At 44.6% G+C, this 24,261-nt stretch carries 23 protein-coding genes; 17 read left to right on the top strand and 6 right to left on the bottom strand.

All coding sequences use genetic code 11. From position 1 onward, the window contains the following. Positions 1 to 9: 9 nt before the first annotated feature. The 11 genes from L0P88_RS22265 to L0P88_RS22215 all read left to right on the top strand — a co-directional run bounded on the left by L0P88_RS22265 (position 10) and on the right by L0P88_RS22215 (position 10,567). Positions 10 to 2,244 carry a xanthine dehydrogenase family protein molybdopterin-binding subunit gene (locus tag L0P88_RS22265; protein WP_247132112.1) on the top strand — a complete coding sequence of 745 codons (2,235 nt, stop codon included), beginning with the start codon at positions 10 to 12 and terminating at the stop codon, positions 2,242 to 2,244. 7 nt (positions 2,245 to 2,251) lie between these two features. Next, positions 2,252 to 2,506 carry a MoaD/ThiS family protein gene (locus L0P88_RS22260; protein ID WP_247132110.1) on the top strand — a complete coding sequence of 85 codons (255 nt, stop codon included), beginning with the start codon at positions 2,252 to 2,254 and terminating at the stop codon, positions 2,504 to 2,506. A gap of 4 nt (positions 2,507 to 2,510) precedes the next feature. Continuing rightward, positions 2,511 to 3,146 carry a transglutaminase-like domain-containing protein gene (locus L0P88_RS22255; protein WP_247132109.1) on the top strand — a complete coding sequence of 212 codons (636 nt, stop codon included), beginning with the start codon at positions 2,511 to 2,513 and terminating at the stop codon, positions 3,144 to 3,146. Positions 3,147 to 3,155: 9 nt separating this feature from the next. Next, a complete protein-coding gene (moaA, locus tag L0P88_RS22250) occupies positions 3,156 to 4,142 on the top strand; it encodes a GTP 3',8-cyclase MoaA (protein WP_247132108.1) in 987 nt (328 codons plus the stop codon). Between the two features lie 90 nt (positions 4,143 to 4,232). Beyond that, positions 4,233 to 4,826, top strand: coding sequence for an NTP transferase domain-containing protein (locus L0P88_RS22245; RefSeq protein WP_247132107.1), 594 nt, complete (start codon positions 4,233 to 4,235; stop codon positions 4,824 to 4,826). After that, positions 4,823 to 5,890, top strand: a complete 1,068-nt coding sequence (locus L0P88_RS22240; protein WP_247132105.1) for a HesA/MoeB/ThiF family protein — start codon at positions 4,823 to 4,825, stop codon at positions 5,888 to 5,890. The genes L0P88_RS22245 and L0P88_RS22240 overlap by 4 nt, the downstream gene beginning before the upstream one ends. After that, complete coding sequence (locus L0P88_RS22235) at positions 5,881 to 6,663, top strand: sulfite exporter TauE/SafE family protein (protein WP_247132103.1); 783 nt, start codon at positions 5,881 to 5,883, stop codon at positions 6,661 to 6,663. The genes L0P88_RS22240 and L0P88_RS22235 overlap by 10 nt, the downstream gene beginning before the upstream one ends. Continuing rightward, positions 6,660 to 7,853, top strand: coding sequence for a molybdopterin molybdotransferase MoeA (locus tag L0P88_RS22230; protein WP_247132101.1), 1,194 nt, complete (start codon positions 6,660 to 6,662; stop codon positions 7,851 to 7,853). Before L0P88_RS22235 ends, L0P88_RS22230 begins: the two co-directional genes overlap by 4 nt. Next, on the top strand, positions 7,850 to 8,860 hold the full coding sequence (locus L0P88_RS22225; protein ID WP_247132100.1) for an XdhC family protein: 1,011 nt from the start codon (positions 7,850 to 7,852) through the stop codon (positions 8,858 to 8,860). The genes L0P88_RS22230 and L0P88_RS22225 overlap by 4 nt, the downstream gene beginning before the upstream one ends. Next, on the top strand, positions 8,857 to 9,465 hold the full coding sequence (locus L0P88_RS22220; protein WP_247132095.1) for an NTP transferase domain-containing protein: 609 nt from the start codon (positions 8,857 to 8,859) through the stop codon (positions 9,463 to 9,465). Before L0P88_RS22225 ends, L0P88_RS22220 begins: the two co-directional genes overlap by 4 nt. After that, on the top strand, positions 9,455 to 10,567 hold the full coding sequence (locus L0P88_RS22215; RefSeq protein WP_247132093.1) for an amidohydrolase family protein: 1,113 nt from the start codon (positions 9,455 to 9,457) through the stop codon (positions 10,565 to 10,567). Before L0P88_RS22220 ends, L0P88_RS22215 begins: the two co-directional genes overlap by 11 nt. A 159-nt stretch (positions 10,568 to 10,726) precedes the next feature. Here L0P88_RS22215 and L0P88_RS22210 read toward each other — a convergent pair whose 3' ends face one another. Beyond that, positions 10,727 to 11,404, bottom strand: a complete 678-nt coding sequence (locus L0P88_RS22210; protein ID WP_247132087.1) for a GntR family transcriptional regulator — start codon at positions 11,402 to 11,404, stop codon at positions 10,727 to 10,729. 236 nt (positions 11,405 to 11,640) lie between these two features. Here L0P88_RS22210 and L0P88_RS22205 point away from each other — a divergent pair, with 236 nt between their 5' ends. From L0P88_RS22205 to L0P88_RS22185, 5 genes are all read left to right on the top strand, one after another. Continuing rightward, positions 11,641 to 12,729, top strand: a complete 1,089-nt coding sequence (locus L0P88_RS22205; RefSeq protein ID WP_247132086.1) for a DUF2652 domain-containing protein — start codon at positions 11,641 to 11,643, stop codon at positions 12,727 to 12,729. Between the two features lie 36 nt (positions 12,730 to 12,765). After that, positions 12,766 to 13,308, top strand: coding sequence for a hypothetical protein (locus L0P88_RS22200; RefSeq protein WP_247132084.1), 543 nt, complete (start codon positions 12,766 to 12,768; stop codon positions 13,306 to 13,308). A gap of 47 nt (positions 13,309 to 13,355) precedes the next feature. Continuing rightward, the gene (locus L0P88_RS22195; RefSeq protein ID WP_247132082.1) at positions 13,356 to 13,721 is read left to right on the top strand and encodes a DUF3052 domain-containing protein; all 366 of its coding nucleotides are present in this window, start codon (positions 13,356 to 13,358) and stop codon (positions 13,719 to 13,721) included. 88 nt (positions 13,722 to 13,809) lie between these two features. Continuing rightward, the gene (locus L0P88_RS22190; RefSeq protein ID WP_247132080.1) at positions 13,810 to 14,577 is read left to right on the top strand and encodes a hypothetical protein; all 768 of its coding nucleotides are present in this window, start codon (positions 13,810 to 13,812) and stop codon (positions 14,575 to 14,577) included. A 128-nt stretch (positions 14,578 to 14,705) separates the two neighbouring features. Then, positions 14,706 to 17,966: a VPS10 domain-containing protein gene (locus tag L0P88_RS22185; protein WP_247132079.1), complete on the top strand. Its 3,261-nt coding sequence runs from the start codon at positions 14,706 to 14,708 to the stop codon at positions 17,964 to 17,966. On the opposite strand, the gene L0P88_RS22180 is transcribed toward L0P88_RS22185, so the two are convergent. Further along, the gene (locus L0P88_RS22180; RefSeq protein ID WP_247132077.1) at positions 17,956 to 19,206 is read right to left on the bottom strand and encodes a mechanosensitive ion channel family protein; all 1,251 of its coding nucleotides are present in this window, start codon (positions 19,204 to 19,206) and stop codon (positions 17,956 to 17,958) included. The two genes, L0P88_RS22185 and L0P88_RS22180, sit on opposite strands and share 11 nt — an antisense overlap. Positions 19,207 to 19,308: 102 nt before the next feature. Here L0P88_RS22180 and L0P88_RS22175 point away from each other — a divergent pair, with 102 nt between their 5' ends. After that, positions 19,309 to 20,016 (top strand): protein-L-isoaspartate(D-aspartate) O-methyltransferase, encoded by a 708-nt coding sequence (locus tag L0P88_RS22175; RefSeq protein WP_247132076.1) that lies wholly within the window; start codon positions 19,309 to 19,311, stop codon positions 20,014 to 20,016. Positions 20,017 to 20,019: 3 nt separating this feature from the next. Here L0P88_RS22175 and L0P88_RS22170 read toward each other — a convergent pair whose 3' ends face one another. The 4 genes from L0P88_RS22170 to L0P88_RS22155 form a co-directional block, all read right to left on the bottom strand. Beyond that, positions 20,020 to 20,640 (bottom strand): hypothetical protein, encoded by a 621-nt coding sequence (locus L0P88_RS22170; RefSeq protein ID WP_247132069.1) that lies wholly within the window; start codon positions 20,638 to 20,640, stop codon positions 20,020 to 20,022. A 298-nt stretch (positions 20,641 to 20,938) separates the two neighbouring features. Next, on the bottom strand, positions 20,939 to 21,445 hold the full coding sequence (locus L0P88_RS22165) for a DUF4348 domain-containing protein (protein WP_247132068.1): 507 nt from the start codon (positions 21,443 to 21,445) through the stop codon (positions 20,939 to 20,941). Between the two features lie 299 nt (positions 21,446 to 21,744). Then, a complete protein-coding gene (locus L0P88_RS22160) occupies positions 21,745 to 22,176 on the bottom strand; it encodes a hypothetical protein (protein WP_247132067.1) in 432 nt (143 codons plus the stop codon). Positions 22,177 to 22,181: 5 nt separating this feature from the next. Then, positions 22,182 to 24,248, bottom strand: coding sequence for an RHS repeat domain-containing protein (locus L0P88_RS22155; RefSeq protein WP_247132065.1), 2,067 nt, complete (start codon positions 24,246 to 24,248; stop codon positions 22,182 to 22,184). Between the last annotated feature and the right edge of the window lie 13 nt (positions 24,249 to 24,261).

The raw sequence follows: 24,261 nt of genomic DNA, 5'->3' as shown, positions 1-24,261 counted from the left end.
GGAATTCAGATGGCAACAAATACTAAAATGGCATTTAGCAGAAGGGCCTTCATGCGGACCACAAGTTTGGCCGGAGGCGGAATGTTAATCGGTTTCAACCTGTTTCAGGCGTGTAAACCGCAAGTGAAGATAGAACCACCCGTAGATCTTTCCAACTTGGATTACAAAGATTTTAATGCTTTTATCAAAATAGCTGAAAATGGGGTGGTCACCATTTTTTCCCCCAATCCGGAGATTGGACAAGGGGTAAAAACCTCCATGCCAATGATCATCGCGGAAGAATTGGACGTGGCTTGGAAAAATGTTCACGTGGTCCAGGGGAAATTGGATACGGAAAACTTTGAAAGGCAGGTAGCTGGAGGAAGTCAATCCCTTAGGCATGGTTGGGATGCCCTTCGGCAGACCGGAGCCACGGCCAAACAAATGTTGGTCAATGCGGCTGCGGCGCGCTGGGGAGTGGACGCTTCCCAATGTACGGTCAGTGAAGGTGTAATTACCAATCCGAATGGGGAAACCTTGGGCTATGGGGAAGTAGTGACCGAAGCTGCCCAATTGGAGGTTCCGGAAAACGTTACGTTGAAAAAACCCAAGGATTATAAAATTATTGGTAAGGATGCCCAAAACGTGGATATTGATGAAATCATTACAGGGAAACCTTTATTTGGTTTGGATTACAAAGCAGAAGGCATGGTCTATGCCGCTGTGGTCAGGCCACCGGCATTTGGACAAAAACTAACTTCCTTTGACGCCAGCGAAGCAAAATCAATGCCCGGTGTTTTGGAGGTGCTCACCATTGGTGATAAAGCCAGAAAACTTATTGAAGCACAACCCAACATTGCCAATATTCTCTCAACCAGTGATAAGGTAGTCGTGGTGGCAAAGACCACCTGGCAGGCATTCAAAGCAAAAGAAAGCATTGAGGCGGCGTGGGAAGATGATGTAAAGATGGAAAGTACGGAAGACCACGATAAGGTAATGAACGAATTATTGGATGGCAAGGAATTCAATACCATGCGTGAGGATGGCAATGTGGAAAAGGCCTTTGCCGAGGCCGATCAAATTCTTGAGCGGACGTATGAAGCACCATTCCTTCCCCATAATTGCATGGAGCCCATGAATTTTTATGCCCATATCACCGATGAGAAAGTACATTTGGTTGGCCCCATACAAACACCGGCATGGAAGGCCGGTGCCGTTTCTGCAATGCTCGACAGAAAACCGGAAGAAATCGAGTTGGAAATGACCCGACAAGGAGGTGGTTTTGGTCGAAGGCTATATGGGGATTTTGTGTTGGAGGCCGCAGAAATTGCGGACAAGATCAGAAAACCCGTCAAAGTGGTCTATACCCGTGAGGATGATATGAATGATGGTATCTACCGCATGGCCTTGAAGTATCGGATCAAAGCGGGGGTAAAAGACGGGAAGGTGACGGCATACCATTTAAAAGAAGCAGCCGTAAACTCCAATATGTACGGACTCATCCCTAACTTTTTCCCGGCGGGAGCCATCGCAAACTATAAAGTGGATGCCGCCGTGTACAAAAGTAATATTACCACAGGTGCCTGGCGTGCGCCCTACACCAATTTCCTGGCTTTCGCGGAACAGAGCTTCTTTGACGAGCTTGCAGAGTTAATGGAAGTGGACAAAGTTCAAATGCGTATTGATCTACTTAAAAAAGTGGATGCCGAGGCTGATGAACGTATTCAATATTCCCCGGAACGCATGATTAAGGTAATTGAGACCGCCGTTGAGAAATCGGGTTGGGGAACAAAACCCAGCAATGTTTATCAAGGTTTTGTGAATTACTATTGCCACAATACCCACGTTGCGGAAGTGGCCGATGTTGAGATTGAAAACGGACAGCCCGTGATAAAGAAAGTAACGTGTGTTGTGGATTGTGGAATTGTCGTCAATCCTTTAGGGGCTTTAAATCAGATTGAAGGAGGTATACTGGATGGTATTGGACATGCCATGTATGGTGATTTTGGTTTTGAGAACGGAAAACCCCTGGCCAGCAATTATGACCGTTACCGATTGATACGGATGAAGGAAGCACCTTTGGTGGAGACCCATTTCATAGAAAACGAAATTGCACCCACTGGACTGGGCGAACCCACTTTGCCTCCAGCTGGTGGGGCCGTGGCCAATGCCTTAAAAGCAGCCACCGGGAACCGTCTCTATAAACAGCCCTTTGCCAAGTTTCCAGAGTTATTAAAACCTAAAAAACAAGAAATAATCGGATAAATCATATATGACTATTTTATTATTTGGGGTTACCAAGGATATCATTGGTAGCCCTTCGCTTTCTATACCAAGTACAACTATCAATGGGAGGAAATTGCCCAAGAATGTAGGGGAATTACGGCAATTTCTTGGGAATGCCTATCCCGAACTCAATAAATTATCATCTTTGGCCATTGCGGTCAATAATTCATATGCAGATGATAAAACCGAAGTGAATTCCTATGATGAAATTGCATTAATTCCTCCTGTGAGTGGTGGGTAAGGTTATGGAGTATATAAAAGCAACCACATATTTGGACTATGATTCTGCGGCTATTCAGGACTTGATTTCGCCTTTTACATCGGAGGAACTGTCCCCCATGGAAAAGGCAAAGGGTATGTATCTGGTCATACGGGACAGGTGGCGTTACAATCCCTATCAAATCAGTTTGAACCCCGAGAATTATCGTGCCAGCACCATTGCCAAAAAATCGGAAGGACATTGCGTGGAGAAAGCAGTCCTTTTAACAGCATGTCTTCGGGGGTTGGGGATACCCGCACGTTTACATTTTGCCAAAGTGACCAATCATATTGCCGTGGAACGCTTAACGGAGCGTTTTGGCACCAATATTTTGACACCGCATGGTATGGTGGACGTTTTCTTGGACAATCAGTGGGTAAAAGCCACCCCGGCTTTTAACAAGGCACTCTGCGATAAGTGCAATGTGAAACCATTGGAGTTTGATGGGACAACGGATTCCATATTTCAGGAATACAATGAAGAGGGGCAGAAATTCATGGAGTATCTGGAAGATTACGGGCATTTTGAAGATGTTCCCTTGGACTTTATGATTCAAAATTTACGAGAACATTATCCCGAAATTTTTGATTTGGATAATGGAATTGTCGAATATCGTTTTTAATTTAGGGTTATGCTGATTGATAACCATGGAAGACAAATCAATTATTTGCGATTGGCAGTGACCGATCGTTGCAATCTCCGTTGCAACTATTGCATGCCCGCAGAGGGGATAAACTTTGCCAAAAGGGAACAGCTATTGACTACGGACGAATTGAAGTTCGTTGCCCAACTCTTGATTGATATGGGAATCGATAAAATTCGCTTGACCGGAGGTGAACCCTTTGTACGTAAGGATTTAATGGAACTGTTACGCTTTCTGGCACCACTGGAGGGGTTGAAGGATATCTCCGTAACGACCAATGCCACATTGATAGGTTCCCATATTACCGAGCTTAAGGCATTGGGGGTCCAAAATGTCAACGTGAGTTTGGATGCCATCGATAAAGAGACGTTTCGGCGGATAACCCGAAGGGACAATTATGAGGTGGTTATGGAAAACCTGATACGGTTGATTGAGGAAGGCTTCAATGTACGTATCAATTTCATTGTCCTGGATGGACAGAATGAGCAGGACATCCTGCCTATTTTGGAAGCCATGAAGAACTATCCGGTATCGGTTCGGTTTTTGGAGGAAATGCCCTTTAATGGAGGTTCCCGTTCCTTTGGGAGCATTAAATGGGATTATAAAACCATTTTGGAGTATATAAAAGGGCATTATCCGCATTACCAAAAACTGGATTCTCCCAAAACGTCAACGTCCATCAACTATAAAATTGAAGGACATAAGGGTACGTTTGGAATCATCCCATCCTTCAGTCGAACATTTTGCGGAAGCTGCAATCGATTACGGGTCACGGCAAAGGGGGATGTGATTACCTGCCTTTATGGAAAACCCAAAACCAATGTCCGGGATTTGGTTAGGGGCGAAAACTCCGGGGAAAAAATCAGGGAGGCCATTTTGGGCGCCATAGGAACAAGGGCCAAAACGGGCTTTGATGCACAAAAAGAACATCAAGCCTCGGTTTTTGACAATAGCATGACCTCAATAGGGGGGTAGCGAGGTCCTAGTTAAAAACAAATAGAAATAACCAATGGGTTTCCCACTATAGGATACTACAGGTGTAACAGAGAAATAGTAAGGACTACAATGAACAGCAAACCACCTAGACTCTATGGTTTGATCCTTTCCGGGGGCCAAAGCAACCGTATGGGAAATGATAAGGGCTTATTGACCTATCATGGAAAACCCCAACGGGAGTATCTTTTTGAGTTGGCCGAAGGGTTTTGTGATAACGTGTACTTCAGTGCCCGACAGGACCAACTCCAATCCTTCCCGGACCATATGCCGGTTATCACCGATCAAAATACATACCGTGGTCCTTTTAATGGCATACTAAGTGCACATTCCGCACATCCCAACGTAGCCTGGTTGGTTTTGGCCTGCGACTTACCACTTTTGGACAAAAAGGGATTGTACGAACTGGTTTCCCATCGAAACCAGGACAAAGTGGCTACAGCTTTTTCAGCCAAAGGCTCTGGATTGCCGGAACCCTTGATAGCCATATGGGAACCACAGGCCCTGGTCGCGGCAAAAGAATACCTAAAAACGGTGCAAAGCTCTTGCCCAAGAAAGTTTTTGATCAATTCGGATATCCAATTGGTGGAACCTTCCCAAGAAGATTTTTTGTTCAACGCCAATTCCATGGAGGAATACCAATTGGCAAAGGAAAAGTTAGGATGATTCCAGGTTTATCGAAATATCAAAGACAGATTAATCTTGAAAGCTTTGGTTTAGATAATCAATTAAAATTAGCTGATAGTCAGGTATTAATAATTGGTTTAGGAGGTTTGGGTGTGCCCGTTGTCCAGTACCTGAACGCCATGGGTGTTGGGGCTTTGGGTATTATGGATAATGACACCATTGCACTCCATAATCTACATCGGCAAGTACTGTATACTGAGGCGGAAGTAGGCCAATCCAAGGTACAGGTGGCGGCAACGAAGTTGAAAAAGCAAAATCCACAAACCTCCATCACCGTCATCCCGGCTTACTTAACCAAGGACAATGCCCTGGAAATCATCAAAGACTATGATGTAGTAGTGGATGCGTCCGATAATTTTGCCACACGTTATCTGGTAAACGATGCTTGTGTGATATTGGGCAAGCCTTTTGTTTATGGCGCATTGCATGATTTTGAAGGACAGGTTAGCGTTTTTAACCATAATGACGGTCCCACGTACCGCTGTTTGTTCCCAAAGATGCCGCGTATGGAAGAAATACCAAACTGCGATGAAAATGGTGTTCTCGGTGTAATTCCTGGTATTGTAGGAAGTCTTCAGGCGTTGGAAGTGGTTAAAATCTTAACTGGAGTAGGAGAGGTGTTATCTGGAAAACTATTGATATACAATGGACTGTCTCAAGAAAACCGATTGGTACAATTTAATGCAAATCCAAAGAATAAAGCGATGGAACTATTGGCCGACTCCTACGGCTCTCCACCTTGTTCCATAGACCTAAACCTGGATGCCACTGAATTCCTGGCTTTGGACCATCCAAAACAAGTTATAGATGTTCGCTCATTGAAGGAGTTTGAGGAAAACCATTGGGAGGGAGCGGTAAACATCCCATTGCCCACTTTGGGCGAAACACTTCATCAAATTGATTTTAAAACCCCTATATATCTAGTTTGCCAATCCGGTAAACGGAGTGCCCAGGCCGCGCAACAACTCGTCCAGGCCCATCCCAATGCAAAAATATACAGCATTGAGGGAGGAATGAACCAAATTTCCATGTTATGTCACTAGAATGGGGTGAATTTATCCTCTTGGTACTTGCCTTTTTCTGTATTGCACTGCTTTATTCTTCCGTAGGCTTTGGAGGTGGGTCCAGTTATTTGGCCATTTTGGCCCTTTCCATTACCCCCTTTTTTGTCATACGAAGTACGGCATTGGTCTGTAATCTCGTTGTGGTTTCCGGGAGTTGTTTCCTGTTTTATAGGGCAGGCCACCTGAAGTTCAAGAAATTTTTACCTTTTATACTGACCAGTATTCCTTTGGCATTTATTGGTGCGGTATTTCGCCTGGAGGAACATATCTTTTTTATCTTACTGGGAATTGCATTGATATTGGCTGCACTTTCTTTGATTTTTCAGACATTGAACCTACAATCCAATTACCAACCTTCTAAGTATCCGCTCTGGTTTTCTTATGGGATTGGGGGTGGAGTGGGCCTGTTATCCGGCCTTGTCGGTATTGGAGGGGGCATATTTTTAGCCCCGATCCTGAATTATATGAAATGGGATAAGCCATTGAACATAGCTGCTTTGGCGAGTTTCTTCATTTTGGTGAATTCCATTTCAGGGATTACAGGTTTGGTGACCAGTGGTACTTTTGAGGTATTCTGGCCGGAATTGTTAGGTCTGATATTGGCCGTTTTCATTGGAGGACAGTTAGGGGTCCGTATGACCTTAGTGAAGATTTCCCCAAAGGGCATTCGGATATTGACGGCTGTTCTGGTCTTTTTGGTAGGTGTTCGCGTGCTGATTGGGAACGGACTTCAAATTCATCTTTTTTCATGATTTCATTTGAGGAGGCATATCAAATCGTTTTAAGTAAGACCCATGATTTTGGGAATGTTACCGTTCCCTTGGCAAAAGCCGATGGCCGCATACTGGCCGAAAACGTCTTTGCAGATAGGGATTTTCCGCCTTTTGATCGTGCGACCAAGGACGGTATTGCCATACGGTTTGATCAGGAAATGCCATTGGATACCTTTGCCATAGAAGGTGTTGCCGCTGCTGGCTCCCCCCAAAAGGAACTGCAGTCCGCTTCCGGTTGTTACGAAATCATGACTGGGGCGGTACTCCCCAAAAACACCGATACTGTGGTAATGTATGAGCATTTGGATATACGGGACGGCTCAGCCAAAATTGTCAAGCCTGTTACAAAAGGGCAGAATATCCATTATAGGGGGAGTGACGAAGCCCAAGGTGCCGTGGTCCTCAGTGAGGGTACATTGGTCACAGCTGCCGAAATCGGCGTATTGGCTTCTATAGGAAAAGCGGAACTATTGGTAAAAAAGAATCCCAGGATTACGCTGTTTTCCACAGGAGATGAACTGGTCCCTGTGAACCAGGTACCCAAACCACATCAAATTAGGCAATCCAATTCACATACCCTGCGCGCCGCTCTTTTCGAAAACGGTATTGCCTCGGAAATAATACATATCAAGGATGATAGGGCCAAAATTGAAAAGGCGTTGCTGTCCGCTTTGGAAAACAGTGAGGTCCTGTTGGTAAGTGGCGGTGTCTCCAAAGGAAAATACGATTATTTGCCCGAGGTTCTGGAAGGGATTGGGGTACAAAAGCGTTTTCATCGGGTACTCCAAAGACCTGGAAAGCCGTTTTGGTTTGGGGAACATACCGATAGCAATACCACTATTTTTGGCTTTCCCGGAAATCCCACATCCACTTTTGCCAATTTTCATATCTATTTTAAACCATGGCTTAACAAATGTTTGGGACAGGCAAATGCCGAAATTCAAGTATTTTTAGAAGAATCATTTGAAAATACCACGGATTTAATGCGGTTCATTCGGGCCAAAGCCTATATAAAGGAGGGAAAAATGCGCGGGAATTTAATCGACGGCAATGGTTCCGGTGACCTGACCAGCCTTACGAAGGCCAATGGTTTTATCAAGGTTAAGCCTGGACAAACCATAGAAAACAATGAAAAAGTAGGGTTTATTCCCACACGAAAAATAATATGACGACCCACGAACTAAAAAAAATTGTCAATTCCTACGAAGCGGCGCACAAAAACGGTCAAAAAGCCGTTTTGGCGACCGTGGTGGCCCTGGAAGGTTCTTCATACCGAAGACCAGGGGTTCGGATGCTCCTATTGGAAGACGGAACCATGGTAGGTGCCGTAAGTGGAGGATGTGTGGAGAAGGAGGTATACCGACAAGCACACTCTGTTTTTACAACCCAGGTTCCCAAAATTATGACCTATGACGGTCGTTATCGATTGGGTTGCGAAGGGATATTGTTCATTTTATTGGAACCTTTTCGACCTTCCCCGGAAGTAATCACCCAGTTTTGGGCTAGTATTGGCCAAAGGACTGCTTTTCATATGAGGAGTTATTTTAATCCCCACTTTGGGGAAGACGTCAACTATGGCTCGGTCCTGGAAGTGAACGAAACGATACTTCCCCTTAGGGAAGGATACGTGATTCCTACCGATTTGGAAAGTTTTCATCAAACCTTACCTCCCTGTTTTCGATTGGTCATCATTGGAGCGGAACACGATGCCGTTCAGTTATGTTCAATGGCAGGACTTATGGGGTGGGAGGTGACCGTTGTGGCCCATCCCAAGGAAGGGAAGACCGCTATGGATTTCCCTGGATCTACCGATTTTGTGAATGCTGAAGCTGAAACGCTTCACATCAATGCCGATCATCAAACGGCCATTGTGCTCATGACCCATAGCTATGTAAAGGATTTACAGTTTTTAATGGCCCTTAGCGGACATGAGCCAGCCTATTTTGGCATTCTTGGACCCGCCAGAAGACGGGAAAAATTGTTCAATGAACTGTTGGAGCAAAACCCGGATACCCCATTGGAATTCATAGAATCCGTCCATGGTCCCGCCGGACTGGAATTGGGGGCGGAGACCCCTCAGGAAATCGCATTGTCGGTACTGTCGGAAATATTGGCGGTCATCAACCAAAAAGAGGCCATTTCATTACGGGAAAAGAAAGGTAGGATACACGCATGAGCAAAAGCCGTAAAGGGGAACTGGCTGTCCTAATCCTGGCTGCAGGGGGTTCCTCACGTATGGGACAACCCAAGCAATTATTGCCCTGGAGAGGAAAAACCTTGCTGGAATACGCTATTGACGAGGCCTTGGAAGTGACCGATCATGTGTTTGTGGTTTTGGGGGCACATTTTTCGGAAATACACCATACCATCCATGAAAAAAATGTTGAAATCGTTAAAAATGACCTTTGGGAGGATGGTATGGGAAAATCCATTTCCAAAGGAATTGAACATTTGATGAAAAACAACAGCTTCAAGGCCGCACTGGTCATGCTTGTGGATCAGCCCCTGTTGGACAGAAATCACTTATTGGCCCTGACACAGTTGTTCCAAAGCTCCCAAAATACCATGGTTTGTACTGATTACAACGAAAATCTGGGAGTTCCCGCCATATTTGATCAAACCCTATTTCCTGAATTGGGAAAATTGGAAAACGATTTTGGGGCAAGACATATCATACGATCGTACGGACATTCCGTTCCCTCCATTCCATCCAAGGGAAAATTTGTGGATATGGATACCTGGGACGCCTATAAAAAACTATTCAAAAAATATGGAACATAGCAAATATGCATATTTGGCGCTGAGAAAGGTTATGGCAATCTTGTTATTCACTGGTACGGTTTTTCCTGGTAGCGCCCAGGAAATGGGTTTTGAGGAGTACAATCCCAAATCTACCTTAGTGGTTCCCAAACACCCGACATCGAAAGCAAAATTCACTTTTATCGATGTGCATAGCCATCATTTTAGAATGGAAAGTCAAAATTTGTCGGAACTTATCGCAGACATGGACCGTATCAATTTGGGAATTATGGTCAACCTTAGTGGGGGGTCCGGAGATGGATTACGGGCCAAATTGAAGAATGTAAATGACCATTACCCCAATCGCATCGTGCTGTTTGCCAATGTGGACTTTAACGGGGTAGGGAACCTCGGTTGGGGGAAACAGGCGGCGGCACAATTGGAGGCCGATGTTAAAGCGGGCGCCAAGGGACTTAAAGTGTACAAAAGTTTGGGCCTACGCAACAAAGATGTAAACGGAAATCGAATTGCCGTTGATGATTCCCGTTTGAATCCCATTTGGGAAAAGTGTGCGGCGCTGAATATCCCGGTTTTGATCCATTCGGCCGATCCAAAGTCCTTTTGGGACCCCATGGACAGCGATAACGAACGTTGGTTGGAACTGAAAACTCGGCCTGGAAGGAAAAGGTCGGACACCGATCCAGCCCCGTGGCAACAAATTATAGATGAACAACACCGTATGTTCAAAAAACACCCTAATACCAAGTTTATCAATGCCCACATGGGATGGTATGCCAATAACCTTGACCGACTGGCCGAATTAATGGAGGAAATACCCAATATGTCAGTTGGTATAGCTGCGATTATTGCAGAATTGGGAAGACAACCCCGAAGGGCAAAACAGTTTTTTATTCAATATCAGGATAGGATACTTTTTGGCAAGGATGCCTGGAACCCCGATGAATTCCCAACCTATTTCAGGGTGCTGGAAACTGCGGACGAGTACTTTCCCTACTACAAAAAATACCACGCGTTTTGGGCAATGTATGGATTGGATTTACCGGGTGAAGTGCTTAAAAAGGTCTACTATAAAAATGCCCTTAACCTTATTCCTGATTTGGATAGGACCCTTTTCCCTGAGTAGCCTCCTCATGTTGTTTTGTTTTCAGGTCCGAAGGTGATACGTCCTGAAAAATGCCGCATGAAATCTGCTTGCGCAGCAGTGAACGCTTTTTGGCCTTGGCCAATTTTGCGATTTGTGGGTTGAGAAATTCCATATTCCTGTAACGATGTGATTGTAAAATCATTGTTTTGGCAAAGAAAGTGAGACAACCTCATAATTGGTGGATTGCTGCAGGACCAACTGTTTTTGTACATATTCCAATACGGTCATCCAGTTCATATTCAAGATCAAAGCGGCCGTTGGTACATTGTCCTCCTCAATGGCACGGATAATGGCTTCATTCTGGTTGTCTATATGTTCATAGAACGAGGCATCAAGAACAAACATCTGTTCGTAAAAAAGGACTCGGGATTCAAGATCGCCTAAAATCTCGGTCAGAATGGTATTGGGGCATTTTTTAATCAGAATTCGATGAAAATTCACCCGTGAGGCCAATCGGGCAGATGGGGTATGTGTCTGCTGTAAATGCAATTGTTCGTTCCGTAACTCCTTCACCAACTGTTCATCATAAGTTGTACCTTCAACGGCCAGCACTTCAAGATCGGCAATGGTTCTATAGAGGTTTTCGGCCTCGGTCAGGGAAAGTTTGGGTACAATAAAACCTCGGTTGGGTACCGCCTTTAAAATTCGTGACTGTTCCAGTTGTGTCAGCGCCTCCCTGATTGGGGTAACGCTAATGTTCAATGTTCTGGACAGTGCGGCAAGGTTAATGGTTTTGCCAATTTCAATTTCTCCCTGTCGGATCAAATGTAAAAGGTGGTCCTTAACGGAATCCCTTAAAATTGTTGGTTTGGACATACTGCAAAAATAATCGTATACGATTTATCTCCAGCCATTATTCGTTTAATGCCTTATATTTAGAGGTCAAATACAATGTTGAGATAACGATGAAGGTTCGAATTTTATTGGCAGTTCCCCAAGCTTCAAAAGCATAATGGATATAAAAGGGGAGGAGTTAAAATAGGGTTTAACACTTTTCAATGTAACCTATCCCCATTCCTGAAGACCAAACAAAGGACCCCTAACTAAAGAAAATGGCCAAATCCCTATTGTTTTTGCCCGATATTTCAGGCTATACCAAGTTCATACAGACCACGGAGGTGGAGCATAGCCAACATGTGATTTCCGAGTTATTGGAAATTTTGATTGCTGCGAACACGGAAAATTTACATTTGGCGGAAATTGAAGGGGATGCCCTGTTCTTCTATAAGGATGGCGAAATTCCATCCCAGGAACGGCTTCTTGCCCAGATTGAGACCATGTTTACCGCTTTCCACAGCCATTTGAAACTTTTGGAGGAGAATAGGATCTGTCCGTGCAATGCCTGTGCCACGGCCCCCAATCTTGAATTAAAAATAATTGCACATGCCGGGGATTTACAACATATTGAGGTTCAGGGCAACCGAAAACCGTTTGGACAGCAGGTCATTGAAGCACATAGACTGTTGAAAAATTCCGTGGACAGCTCCAATTACGTATTGATCAGCAGTGCACTGGCCCTGGAAATTCAGTTGTCCAAGTATTATTCGAGTAAGATTTTCCGATTTCGTAAAAGTTCCGATACCTACGATAATACTGAAGTGGAATACCTCTATTCCCTTATTGATGCCAATCAATTGCAACTCAATGAAGTTCCTACGGTCAAGGAAGTGCAGTTCCATCGGCCGCCCAATTTGACCGAAACCAGAAGTTTTCCGGTCAATACGGCGACCTTGCTGGAATATTTAACCAATTACACCCGCCGTTCGGAATGGGCAAAGGGCGTAGACCGGTTTGAATACAATTCCAATGAAGTCACCCGTTTGGGTACGGAACATGTCTGTGTTATCAACGGGAAAAACCTCAATTTTACGGCCATAAAAAAACCGGTGGAAAAAAACCAGTCCGTTTACGGGGAACTGACCACGGATACGCCTCCTTTTGATACCTTATATCAGTTTTTTATCGTAACGCCCACCTCCGAAAACTCATGCAAATTGGAGCTGGAACTGTTCTGGGAAGCAAAATCGCCATTCAAGAAACTACTGATCCTTCTGGTGGCCAAGCGCCTTTTCAAGAAGAACTTGAACAATGCCATGGACAATCTTTATGCCTACGTTCAAATGAAAAAGGAGGTCGATTAACCTTAAAACTTTGTATTTTTCCCTAAAATAACCCCAATGGCAAGAAAAAAATCTTTTTTCACTTCCGATAAGATTTTTGGACTAACGGCCATGTTGATCAGCTTGGTCACGCTCATTATTTTTGTCCGACAGACCAATATCATGGACAAACAGAGCAGGCTTTCCGCTTTGCCCTATCTTATGGTGGAAAGTAGTACAAATAACAGCGAACATTATATGCAGATCGCCTTGGTCAACCACGGAGTAGGGCCGGCAATTATTGAGGATATCCAATTGGAGATGGAGGGCACCACGTATGCCAAGGATTTCTATACCTTTTTTAGGGAGAATGTGCGGGAAATGGATAGTATTGAGATTGTGGATTGGTCAAGTATCTACCGGGGCAAGGCCATTCCGGCAGGTGGTAGGGCGGTTATGTTGGGGGTTGGGGCCAATAGGAAGGATTTTGATACGTTTTCCGGCCTGATAAGTGATTATCAAGAAAGAGGGTTCAATTTCGAAATAACATATCGCTCCATATATAACGACAAATGGTTGATCTCATCCCAGGAAGAGATTCCACAAGCGATTGAGGAATGAGCCCTCCTGAAGGATATTCGCGTACTCCACTGGACAAAAAGCTGGGATTGAAAACAGGGTATAGTGTTTATCTCAAAAATCAACCCGGTCACTATTGGAAACTTTTCGCCACACTTCCCGAAGGGCTTCAAAAAATCCATACACCCACCGAGGATTCCATTGACTTCATCCATCTCTTTTGCACAACTATGGAAGCCTTGGGAAGTAATGCCTTAGCGTGCAAAACGTACCTAAAAAAAACAGGACTCCTATGGATAAGTTGGCCCAAAGGGAGTTCCTCCATACCCACGGATTTAAAACGCGACGGAATTCGGGAATATCTCCTCAAAATTGGATTGGTGGATGTGAAAGTTGCCGCTATTGATGAGGACTGGAGCGGACTTAAATTTGTGTATCGGACCAAAGACCGTTAATATTCCCTGCTTTTTGTCGATTTATTTCAATTCCTTGTACTAAAGCAGCTACAACAGCGTTTTGCCAACAACCAAAACTTAAGTTGATATGAAAAAAATAAGTCTATTTGCCTGTTTGTCCGCCTTTGTATTCCTGCTTTCCTGTAGTGATGATGCCGACGACAATCAAACTATTGAAGGGGAACTTACCCAAACCGAAGTACAAACCATTCTGGAAACGGATGAGGTCACCAGTTCCGTGGATCAAATTTTGTCCGACTTCTATTTTGACAATGGTGCTACCAGCAAAGATTTCTCCAACGATTGTTATAGTGTGGAGTATTTGGACAACGGATTTGTGGCCACATTCAACAACTGTGCGTTAAACGAGACCGAAAATGTCAACGGTACGCTTAATATCACCTATGGAATAGGGGAGTCATCCGCTACCTACACGGCAACTTTTGAGGATTTCTTTGTGGGAACCATAAAAGTCAATGGGACACAGACGTTTACATTGACTGGTTCGGAAGAAGCCAATTCGCTTTCATTCAGTATAACCAGTAACATTTCCCTTGAATTTGAAGATGGGGAAACCATTTCAGAGAACGGTACAAAAACCTTTGCGGTGGTCTTTGAAGAAGGACAGGATACCCTTTGGAACCTTTCGGGCAATTGGACGGTCCAAATAGATGGGGATACCTATACCATTTCCGGAAACGTGTCCACAAACTTTATTTGTGAATACTGGACCCAAGGAACCATGAACGTAAGCAAGAACGGATTGGCCGTGGATGTGGATTTTGGCGATGGAACATGTGATGACCAAGCTGTATTGACCTATCCTAATGGGGCTACTCAAAACATAACACTGTAACAATTCCGCTACTTAAAATACAAAGCCCCATTTTGGGGCTTTTTTCATTTAATATAGGGTCGACAATTCTCCTGTATGAGTAGGAATTTGGTTATCTTACGGGATTGATTAACCAAAATTGTATTTCAATGATCATACAACGCATCGCTTCATTACTGTCCCTATCTTTCCTACTGTTTATCCCTTTTGCTTTTGGCCAGGAAGAAGAAAAAAAGGATGATATCTACAAAGGACTTGAGTTCAGGAATATTGGACCTGCCCTGACCTCGGGTCGAATAGCGGATATTGCCATCCACCCAGAAAATGAAAGTACCTGGTACATTGCGGTAGGTTCCGGTGGGGTTTGGAAAACCACCAATTCAGGAACCACGTTCAAACCCATTTTTGATGGGGAATCCAGTTATTCCATAGGCTGCATTACCCTAGACCCTACTGACCCCAGTACCATTTGGGTAGGTACGGGCGAGAATGTCGGTGGTCGCCATGTTGGCTTTGGGGATGGCATCTATGTGAGCCATAACGAAGGAAAAAGCTGGAAGAATATGGGGCTCAAGAAATCCGAACACATTTCAAGGATTATTGTCCATCCCGATAATTCCCAAATACTCTATGTTGCCGTTCAAGGACCGCTTTGGAGCAAGGGAGGGGAACGCGGTTTTTATCGGTCCGAGGATGGGGGAGCCACCTGGACCAGAACCCTGGGAAATGATGAATGGACAGGTGTGACCGACATTGTTATGGATGCTGCCGACCCCAATATACTGTATGCGGCCACCTGGGACAGGCATAGGACCGTTGCCGCCTATATGGGGGGAGGACCGGGCTCTGGCCTTCATAAATCCACCGATGGTGGAAAAACATGGACAAAACTGGACAATGGCATTCCAAAATCCAACTTAGGAAAGATCGGTTTGGCCATTTCTCCTTTTGATAGCAATACCATTTATGCCGCCATTGAATTGGATAGAAAAAAAGGGGGCATCTTCATTTCCAACAATGGTGGTGCTTCCTGGAGTAAGCAGTCCAATACGGTCTCCGGGGGAACGGGCCCGCATTATTATCAAGAGTTGTACGCCTCCCCACATCAAAAAGGAAGGTTGTACCTCATGAACAACTACGTTCAGGTTTCCGATGACCATGGCAAAACCTTTGTTACCATGAACGAAAAGAATAAACACGTGGACAGTCATGCCATGGCCTTTAAAAAGGATGATCCGGACTACGTGCTTTTTGGTACGGACGGTGGGTTGTATGAATCCTATGACCTCACCAAGACCTGGCGTTATTTTTCAAATCTGCCCATAACTCAATACTACAAGGTCGCGGTGGACGATTCCGCACCTTTCTACAATCTTTATGGCGGTACACAGGACAATGGTTCCCATGGTGGGCCGTCCCGAACCATAAGGGAAGATGGTATCCTAAATCAGGATTGGTGGATAACGCTGGGGGCGGACGGACACCAATCGGCAACGGAACCGGGGAATCCGGATATTACTTACGGTGAGTTCCAGCAAGGTTGGCTGTGGCGAATTGACCAGACTACAGGAGAGACGGTCTTTATACAACCCCAACCGGCAGCGGGCGATCCCCATGAGCGATTTAATTGGGATGCCCCCATTTTGGTGAGTCCACATAAGCCTACCCGCTTGTATTTTGCCTCCTACAGGGTGTGGAAGTCCGAAAATAGGGGAGATGATTGGACCGCCATTTCCGGAGATCTTACCCGAAATGAGGAACGTATTGAATTGCCCATTCTGGGAAAACAGCAAAGTTGGGACAATCCCTGGGATGTTGGGGCCATGAGCGTATATAACACTATTACCTCATTGTCCGAATCACCTGTGCAAGAGGGGCTGTTGTATGCGGGAACCGACGATGGTATCCTACAGGTTTCGGAAGATGGGGGAAGCAATTGGCGCAAAATTATGTTGGGCAGCATCAAAGGAGTGCCCAACCGGGCATTTGTAAATGACGTACGTGCCGATTTATACGATGCCAATACCGTGTATTTGGTTTTGGACAACCACAAGGAAGGCGATTTTAAACCCTATCTTTTAAAGAGTACCGATAAGGGACGAAGCTGGACCATGATGAACGGAAACCTTCCCAAACGACTATTGACCTGGAGGATTGTACAGGACCATGTGGATAAAAGTTTGCTTTTTGCCGCTACGGAATTCGGTATTTACTTTACCAAAAACGGCGGTGGTACGTGGACACAGTTCAAAGGAGGGGTGCCCACCATCTCATTTAGGGACATTACCATTCAACGTCGGGAAGACGATATAGCGGCGGCTTCCTTCGGTCGTGGTTTCTTTGTTTTGGATGATATTGGCCCCTTACGTGATTATGAGGCCTCAAAATCCAATGAGGTACAACTGTTTGATACCAGAACGGCCTATTGGTACGTTCCCAAGAATGGGGTTTATGCCCAGGGAGATAATATGTATAAGGCCAAAAACCCTGCTTTTGGGGCCATCCTCACCTATTATTTACCGGAAAAGTTGAATACCTTAAAGGATGTCCGTACCAAAAAGGAGAAGGAACTCAACAAGGACAATAAATCCATTCCCTTTGCGGGCTGGGATGCCCTTGCCGAAGAAAAGAACCAGGAAAAACCGGGTTACGTGTTCCTCATCAAAGATGCCGCGGGAACGATTGTCAACCGGGTAAACGGCACCAATAAAAAGGGGTTCAATCGTGTGAATTGGGATTTAACGTATGCCAGTAGGAGCGGTATTCCCTTAAAAGCTCCCAAACCCAGTGAAGAAGATGGTTTTTTCGGTTCTCCGTACATGGCGACTCCGGGCACCTATTCCGCTGAGCTATACAAAAGGGAAAACGGGATGATGACCAAGGTTGCCGGCCCCATTTCCATAGAGGTAAAACGCCTTCGCGAAGGGGCACTGCCATCCAAACCCACGGAAGAAATCGATGCGTTCCGTCAATCGTTCCAAAACTTCCAGCAAGATTTAATGGCAACCAATACGGCGCTAAAAAAAGGAATGGAAAAGGTAGATGCCATGAAACGGGCGCATGCCCAGGCAAAAACGCCCAGCAACGATTTGTTTGCCCGAATCAATGCCGCCAAAAAGAGCTTGCAATCCATTGACGAAACCATGAACGGTAATCCGGCCAAAAATGAAATCGGCGAACGGAACCCACCTTCACCAGGCAACGGATCGTTTGTTGGTTTTGTGGCCCTGGGCAACACCTACGGCCCTACGGGCAACCATTTAAAGGCATTCAACAGGGCAAATCAACAATTGCAAACCGTGAAGACGGAATTGGCCAGAGTGGTGGAGACCACATTGCCAGGCCTGGAAGCCGAACTAAAGGCAGCAGGCGCTCCCTGGATAGAGGGACAGGGCTTGCTTAAGAACTAGTTTTAAGGGATGTGGGAAGCTCAAAGACTTCCAAATCAAAGTAGGGCACAGCTGCGAGTACATGGTCGAAAATATCGGCCATGATGTACTCGTAGTTTTGCCATCTTTTATCACCGCTAAAGGCATAGATTTCCAGAGGGATGCCCTGGGTGGTAGGCTCCAACTGACGGGTCATCAAAATCATATCGTCATTAATGGCGGAATGGGATTCCAGGTAACTTTCGATATACTTTCTAAGAACCCCCAGATTGGTCATGTTGCGACCGTTGAGCAATACAGACTTGTCCACTCCCTTTTCTTCATTGGAGAGGTCGATTTTTCTTTGCCTGTCATCCAAATAGTCCCTAATGAGTTCAATTTGTTTCAGTTCCTCGATGGCATCCGGAGTCAGGAACTGAATACTTTGCTGCTTAATGATTACGGCCCTTTTGATACGCCTCCCTCCAGAGGATTGCATTCCCCTCCAGTTTTTAAAGCTGTCGGATATCAGGGCATAGGTAGGTATGGTGGTAATGGTCTTATCGAAGTTTTGGACTTTCACCGTTGCCAGGTTGATTTCAATCACATCCCCATCGGCACCGTATTTTTCAAACGTTATCCAATCCCCAATACGTACCATATCATTGATAGTGACCTGAATACTGGCCACAAAACCCAAAATGGTATCCCTGAAAATCAAAAGCAGGATGGCCGAAGCCGCACCAAGACCGGTGAGGAATTTCCAAATGTCGGTACCGGTAACAATGGCCAAAATGGTCATGATACCCGCCGCCCAGGCGAAAAACATGAACACCTGTATATAACTGTCAATGGGTTTGTCCTTAAATCTGGGAAGGGTCTTAAGATAATCCCTAACCGTCTGGAAAAAGCTTCTGGCAATCCGTAAGGCCAAAAGCACGCCCAAAATATTCAACGCCTTAAATGCAATGTTTTCGGCATACTGAAAATCGTAGAACACCATTGGGGCAAGTTCCAGGGCGAGCAGTAGTGGAAAAATATGGGCCAAAAAGCGGGGCAGCCTATTGGTGACCGCAAAATTGTCAAAATTGGTTTTGGTCCGTTTGGCCATACCGGCGGAGAACTTTCTAAGGATTTTCCATATGACGAAATCCACCAGAAAAACCAAAACGATTCCCAGAACAAGCAGGATAATGACATTAAGGTAGACGGCCCAATTTTCAGGAACGCCCTTATCCACCAATATATCATGCAAAAAATGACCCCAATACGGTTTCTCCATGACGTTTTTTTTAAAAGTGCAAAATTATTGAATTTAGGGCTTTGGCGAAATGATAACCGACAGTTCAGTTCCTTAAAAATTTTGTATTTTAAAGTACTCAGGATGGGAAACAACAATCAAAAAGTTTGGGCACTACTTATCGTCTTTGGTATCACCTGGACCGCCTTTGCCCAGGAATTGGATTTTGTCTCCATGAGAAAGGCCATGGTAAAACTACAATTGGAGGGAAGGGACATCTACGACCGTACTACCTTGGACGCCATGCTCCAGGTACCAAGGCACCATTTTGTGCCCAAGGACCAACAGTTATTTGCCTATTCCGACCGTCCATTGCCCATAGGATACAAGCAAACCATTTCACAGCCCTATATGGTTGCATTTATGACCCAGTCCCTTCGACTTGGAAAAAAGGACAACGTCCTAGAAATTGGTACGGGATCGGGCTATCAGGCCGCGGTATTGGCAGAAATTGTGGCTTCCGTTTATACCGTGGAAATCGTTGAACCACTGGGGTTACGGGCAAAAAAACTTTTGGATGAATTGGGGTATACGAACATTACGGTAAAGATTGGTGATGGCTACCACGGTTGGAAAGCCCATGCTCCTTTTGATGCCATTATGGTGACTGCCGGTGCCGAAGAAATCCCGGAACCGCTCCTGGAACAGTTAAAAGAAGGGGGGCGAATGGTCATACCGATAGGGCCGCATAACGGCATCCGCGATTTAGTGTTGGTTCAAAAAAAGAAAGGTCGAATAAAGACCAGGAAATTGATGCCTGTGCGATTTGTACCCTTTACCAGAAAGGAATAGGAGTCATTTATCCATTTCGGACAATAGGGTTTCATAGTTTGTTATCCACGTATATAAATGCCCCCCTAGATTAATTATGGGATACGCAATGGAGTCCAATGACTTACCCAAAGTTTTGGAGAGGGCTTCCTTGACTTCTTTTTTTTCCTGAAGGTCAATAAGCTTAAAGATATAGCGATTTTCATTCAGCTTGTTAACAATGGTATCACAGGACAAGCAACTTGATGTCCTGTAAATGGTAATGTTTCGCTTTGGGGTTATCATCTTTGGTGGTACTTCAATAATTGTGTATTCCTTTTTTAAGGCCCTACGGGAAAGGCTATCGTTCACTTGAAGTGTATGGGTATATTTTGGTGTTTTGTCCCGGTACAGAATTATGGTCTTCAAATGGACTTTTGAAGTGGCCGGCACCCTTGTTAATCTTGGCCTGGCAGCACTTTGCCGAAAATCCGAGCCCTTAACCTCAAATAAAACATCATAGGGTTGTTCATCTTCATTGATGGCATAAAAAGCGATGCGGTTTCCTTTCTGTTCTTCTATGACCTTTACCGATTTTTCCTGCGCTTGAAGGTTGTTAAAAACGAAAAGAACGATAAAAAGAAGTGTATTGATCTTAGTAGCCATTGGTCATGATAAATAATCCCTTTATGTAAGATAGTGAATACAATTGTCATGAAATCCCTTAAAATTTAATTATTCGACGTAATATTGAATTCCATAGCCATTTCTTTTAATCAATGCAGGAAAAGAAAAAGACCACGCTCATCATTTTAGCGTTCTTTGCCATTTGTGATTTGGGGCTCCCGCTGCGAAGTAGCTTGACTGCTTCGCTTTATTATCAAAACTTTTAAAAACGCTCATGCCGCAGCCGTACAACCCTGTCCGCCTTTAGTGGATGTGCGGAGCGGGGATTCTTCTTTAATCATGTGGATTCGTCCAATATCTCCACCAAATACCAACAGTTTTCATTCTGTTTGAATACATAAGTAATCAGAATACCATTATCAATTCCCGTTAAATAGTAATCCATTTGGTTACCATTTTCTTCAAATGAAACTTCATAGTCATTACCTACCATCGGATTGTTTTCTCTAAGATCAATATAACTATACGATGATTTTTTAATAACATCAATAGACAAACTATCATCTAAAACATCTTTATAATAGGATAACCTTAATGGGAATTTGACCCTAGTTTTTTGAAAGGTGCTGTCCCTGGCAAACCTTTTAAAGAAGTCATCAAAGGTCTGGTCGCAGTCTTTGGCCATTTCTGTAAAGATTTCAATATCTTCATTTGCCTCCGCCTTTTTGTACGAGTTAGGCGGTTCAATGGCATTTGGAGAAGCCTCTTTGTTGCGAGGTTCCTGTTTACAGGAAAATGCTGCCAACATTATCAAAACGACTACGGTCAATTTTATTCGTATCATATCTTTTGGTTTCTCATTTTAAAATCCACAGTCCACACAGTTGGGCCTTGGTATCACAGGTTGTGGCTTAGGTGCTGGTGCCGGGTTTTTTGCCTACTCGATACGGCACTCGTCAGAGACGAGCGCTAGCGGTGGGGGGAAAGCTGCTCATAGACCCCGATGCCGTGGAGCGGAACACCAAGGCATTTTCCGAGTTCTTTTTGAACAGATAGACCAATCACTTTCGTTTGCGCGTAACACCTACGCATAAAAAAACCACAGCTTTCACTGTGGCTTTCTGTTTTTATGGTAAACTCTAGTTACAGATTTTCAAGCTCAATTTTTCGTTTAAAATAAATCCGCTGTGCAACTTCTTTTTTCTCTATTATAAGATTTTCGTACGCTTCTTTATCAGAACATAATTCGGGATACCCGATAATAGCTTGTATGGAAGGATAAGCACTCTCATCCTTATCAATTAATCTAAAACTCCAATTTGTGCCTACTTTATCATCAAGTACTTCAAATAGTTGACAAGGGCAAGCAGATATAAAACCATCATCATCAATTAGGTATGCTTGATAGGTTTCAAAAACTATAATCCCCATCACTAAATATTCCTTACCTATTTCTACTTCTCCATATTCAGTATATCCTGTAGCACCAAATCTCCCTATTTCATCTTTATTTAGTTGCTTATTTTCATAAGCCCTTAATGCTTCCCCTGAATTATGAATACATCTTACCTTCATAAATATTATTTAACAAATTTAAAATCATCAACGGCTTTAAGCACACCATTTTCAAACTGACCAACATAATGTATAGTAGTTTTTGTACCGTCCAAAGCTCTATGGGTATACTGCATCTTATTCCATCCTGCCCATCGACCATCCTTCATTCCCTCCATCACGACCCTGCCAAGATTTGGGTTAGATAAAATTTCTTTCATTGCCAGTTGTTCAGGAAGAGAATTAGCTATAGCCCTTCCTGTAGAGCCACGCCCTAGAAATTGAATGGTTTTACCACCAGCTTTTATTTCTCCGCCACCAGGCATAAAGAATACAGCACTCCATATCGCATCTCCTTTAACGGTATTATCTGTACCTAGGTAATCATTCATCCTTTCATAGTACTCTGCTACCGATATTTCTCCATTGGAGAGGGCAGCAGCCAACCTTGCTGGTGAAGATGCACCGACCACATCGAACGATTCCGCCACCTCATTTGTATTCTTTGCGGCCTGCCTAAATCCAGAAGAAGTTCTATTGATACTCTTGCGACTTTCCTCGTCTGGACCATCTTCGGAACCAATACTACTGAAGAAGCTCTTAACAGAACTTATCAAATTACCAATGATTCCACCATCATCATCGTCTCCACAACAGTCTTCATCACCACCTTGGGAATCATCTGCCTGATATACGGTTACCAAATCGTCGTCGCTGATTCCATTGTCCTTTTTCCATTCATCGGTAGAGTACATTCCCGTTGGGTCTATGTAACGGACAGGGTCATTGCCAGCATATACGTATGGGCTTTCAAACTGAACAAGGGGATCTGTATTGAACCAACGCCCTATCCAAGGGTCATAGTTCCTTGCCCCAAAATCATAGGTGTTTAGGTCATGACCCTCATCAAACTCCTTACCCCCAAACTTCCAACGTTGGGCCGCACTGTTCCCCAATGAACTTACATTGCTATTGTACCCCTTATGCTTAAGCCCAAAGGGATAGTAATTGTTTTCCTCAATAATGGTAGGTGTACCGGGGTTACTGGGGTCATCCGTATAGGACAAACGTACGTTCCCCAAATGGTCCTTGTATTGGTAGACATACTCAAAGCCTCCGCCATTGGCGTTGACATAACCCTCGGGATGGGAGAAAAACTGTAGGGTACCATTCTCATAGATATAATTCCCAGCATAGTCCGTGGTTGTCAAAGAACCGTTGTCATTGGCCACCTTTTGCATTTTGGTGCCCAAGGCATCATAAATATAGTTGATCTTTTTATTATTGTTGTTGTCAAACTTTATTTCCTGAGGCAGGTTCAGGTGGTTATAGCTTATCCCGTCCACAGTGGACGTCCCAATCCCCTTGTTCAGGTCGCGCACCATGTTCCCGTTGGCATCGTACCAGTAGTCCTGGTTGTTGGCCGAGCTGTCCGTAAAGCCATGGCTGTCGTTCCCATTGTCCAGCACCTTGGTGAGCTTGTTGCCATTGTCGTAGGTATAGACCAGGTCGTCCATGGTACCAAAACCTGTATTTAGGACCAAGGAAGGACTTTCAACGGTCCAGCCCAAACGCTTCAATTTGCCTATGTTTCCATTCTTGTCATAGATGATGCCGAATACGTTGAACTTGCCCGTATTGTCCGCTGCGCTTATGATGCGGTTCAGTGCATCATAGGTATAGTCATAGGATTTCAAAGAACTGTCGTCACTATTGGCCGTCCTCCATTGGGTCCGGCTGATATTGCCGTTGTACAATGGATTGGTCCCTTGGTTGTAACCAATCCTAAAATTAAACAATTTGGCGGTGTTACCCACATCGTTGATGTCCGTGAGCCACCCACGTACATTGTACCTATAGTCCACGTCCTGTAGGCCCCCGCCCACCTTTTTGCTTACCAACCGGCCCAGGTCATCATAGCCGTTCTCCACAATCGTTTCGGTATGCGAGCCTATGGTCTGCTCCTGTTTGACCAACCGGCCCCTATGGTCATAGCTAAGACTATCCGTAGTGATCAGGGCCGCATTGGTCCCCTTGGTATGGGAGGCCTTGGTCCGTACCACCTTGCCCCCAAAGTCCAGCTCCGTTTCCACAATGTCCGTAGTG

The organism is Muricauda sp. SCSIO 64092 (assembly GCF_023016285.1).
In the GTDB taxonomy this organism is placed as follows: Bacteria; Bacteroidota; Bacteroidia; order Flavobacteriales; family Flavobacteriaceae; genus Croceivirga.
Note: the sequence above shows the minus strand (reverse complement) of the source record. Positions and strands in the feature narration are given on the sequence as shown.